This is a genomic window from Pseudonocardia sp. D17, assembly GCF_036984265.1.
Lineage (GTDB): Bacteria > Actinomycetota > Actinomycetes > Mycobacteriales > Pseudonocardiaceae > Pseudonocardia > Pseudonocardia benzenivorans.
Genome location: NZ_BPRG01000112.1, coordinates 1 through 2,416, shown reverse-complemented (window position 1 = coordinate 2,416; position 2,416 = coordinate 1). Strand labels below are relative to the sequence as shown.

Annotated in this window: 2 protein-coding genes and 1 pseudogene; all 3 read right to left on the bottom strand. The window is 68.0% G+C overall.

The genetic code is table 11. The features are described from left to right. Positions 1-16 precede the first annotated feature (16 nt). Positions 17-337, bottom strand: a pseudogene (locus tag PSD17_RS18080) (integrase core domain-containing protein); the annotation flags it as partial. A gap of 7 nt (positions 338-344) precedes the next feature. After that, on the bottom strand, positions 345-1,655 hold the full coding sequence (locus PSD17_RS18075) for an IS30 family transposase (protein ID WP_445261020.1): 1,311 nt from the start codon (positions 1,653-1,655) through the stop codon (positions 345-347). After that, a partial coding sequence (locus PSD17_RS18070; RefSeq protein WP_339123671.1) for an IS3 family transposase occupies positions 1,631-2,416 on the bottom strand: 786 nt, incomplete at its 5' end. The genes PSD17_RS18070 and PSD17_RS18075, both read right to left, overlap by 25 nt.

Here is a 2,416-nt window from a genome sequence, read left to right as displayed (position 1 = left end):
CTGTCTCGTGCCGGGTTTAGTGGAGGCTCGGAACTGACGTCTCGGCTCTGGCTGGGACGTTGATCTCACGGTAGTAGGTTTCTTCGAGCTCGGCGGGTGGGACGAGGCCGATCTCGCCGTGTAGGCGTCGGTGGTTGAACCAGTCGATGTACTCCGCAATCGCGATCTCGAGGTCGTCGATGCTCTTCCAAGGACCGCGGTTGCGGACCAGTTCGGCCTTGAACAGAGAGTTGAACGCCTCGGCCAGGGCGTTGTCGTAGGAGTCTCCGGTCGAGCCGACGGATGCCACCGCGCCGGCTTCGTGAAGACGCTGGGTGTAGCGAACCGCGAGGTACTGGTTAGGTTCAAGGAGTCGACGCAACACTGCTGCTCGGACTGGCCAAGAATAGCCGGTCGAGGGCTTCGGCTGGGGTAGCCCATTGAAGCGTTTTTCGTGGTCGGGTGTTCAGGGTGTGGGCGACGGCGTCGAGGTCGTCTTCGGCGTACCGGGACAGGTCGGTGCCCTTGGGGAAGTACTGGCGCAGCAGTCCGTTGGTGTTCTCGTTGGTGGCGCGCTGCCAGGGGCTGTGCGGGTCGCAGAAGTAGACCTGGAGCCCGGAGTCGATGGTGAGCTGGGCGTGCTGGGACATCTCGCTGCCCTGGTCCCAGGTCAGTGACCCTCGTAGATGGGCGGGCAGGGTGGCGATCTTTGCGGCGATGGCGTCGCGGACTGCGACGGCGCCGTGGCCGGCTAACGGTGGGCCGTTCTTCACGGGCGGGTGCTGGCCGAAGCCTTCCATCCGTGGCAGGTGGAGCAGCATGGTGTAGCGGGTCGTGCGCTCCACCAGCGTGCCGATCGCGGACTTGTCCAGCCCGATGATCAAGTCGCCCTCCCAGTGGCCGGGAACGGCGCGGTCCTCGACTTCCGCGGGTCGGGCGGAGATGCGCACTTGGTCGGTGATGAACTTGCGTCCCTTGGCCTGGGTCCGTGCCCGCGGTTCGCGTAGCGCCCGCCCGGTACGCAGGCACGCGGTCAGCTCGCGGCGCAGCGCGCCGCGGCCCTGGACGTACAGCGACTGGTAGATGGTTTCGTGGCTGATGCGCATGGACTCATCGTCGGGGAAGTCCAGGCGCAACCGGTGACTGATCTGCTCCGGGCTCCACGACGTCCCCCATCGTCGGTCCGCCCGGCGGCCCTGGCGACGGTGGCGCCATGTCACGTCGGGACCGGGAATCGCCCGCCCGTCGGCGTCGGTGACCGTCCCGGCCAACCGGTGCTGGACGTACCGGCGCAGCCGCGGGTTGGTCGCTAGTTTCGCGTCCTTGGGGCGCCGGGCGGCCAGCTCGGCCTTCCACTGGGCCACCGTGGCCCGGTAGACCACCTGCCCGGCCCTGGTCGCGGTGTTACGGCGTAGTTCTCGCGAGATCGTGCCCGGGTCTCGGCCCAGTCGTCTGGCGATCTGCCGAACCCCGAGCTCTTGGGCACGCAGGATCGCGATCTCCTCACGCTCGGCGAACGACAGGTAGCGGCCCGACGGCTCGGACAGGCTGATCGGCGACATGCCGCCAGCCTGGCGGAACCATCGACTCCCCACCGGCGCCGACACGCCCACCCTCACCCCGGCCTGGTCACTGGTCACTCCCGTGGCGATCAGCCGCCAGAACTCTCGCTCCACGCTCCGCGCCGGCGGCGGACGCCCAGGGGAGCGCAATGCCGGTCGGATCGCGCGGTCCGCGTCCTGCTGCCGACGACCCGCGGGCGCCTTCTTCGATGACGACATGCCACACCTCTTCGCTCAAGGTGTTGCGACGACCACTTGATTCCGCCCTGAACGCCCTTGTCGCTGTGGTGGGTCAAGCCCGCCAGGTCGCTGCCGGTGCGCTGGCGGGCCCAGATGCCCATCTCCAGCGCGTCCAGCGCAAGGTCGGTGCGCAGCGACTTCGAGACCTGCCAGCCCACGACCCGGCGGGAGAACACGTCGATGACGAACGCGGCGTAGACCCAGCCGGCGAAGGTCCGGCAGTAGGTGATGTCAGCGACCCACAATTGATTCGGTGCGGTCGCGGTGAACTGGCGGTCTACCAGGTCCGGGCGGGTGTCGGGCCCGGCGCCGGGGATCGTGGTGCGCGGCCCCTTGGCCCGGCTGATGCCGCGTAGCCCCGCGCCGCGCATGAGGCGATGGACTGTGCAGCGCGCGACCTGGTGCCCCTGCCGGAGCATCTCGGCGTGGACCTTGCTGACCCCGTAGACCCCGTAGTTCTCGGCGTGGACCTTACCGATGACTTTCAACCTGGCCGCATCGGTTACTGATCTGGCCGACGGTCCGCGGGTCTTGGCCGCGTAGTAGGTACTCGGGGCGACCTGCAGCTGGCTGCAAATCGGCTCGACCCCGTAGGTGTCCTTGTGGGCGTCGATGTAGTCGACGATCAGCGCTGT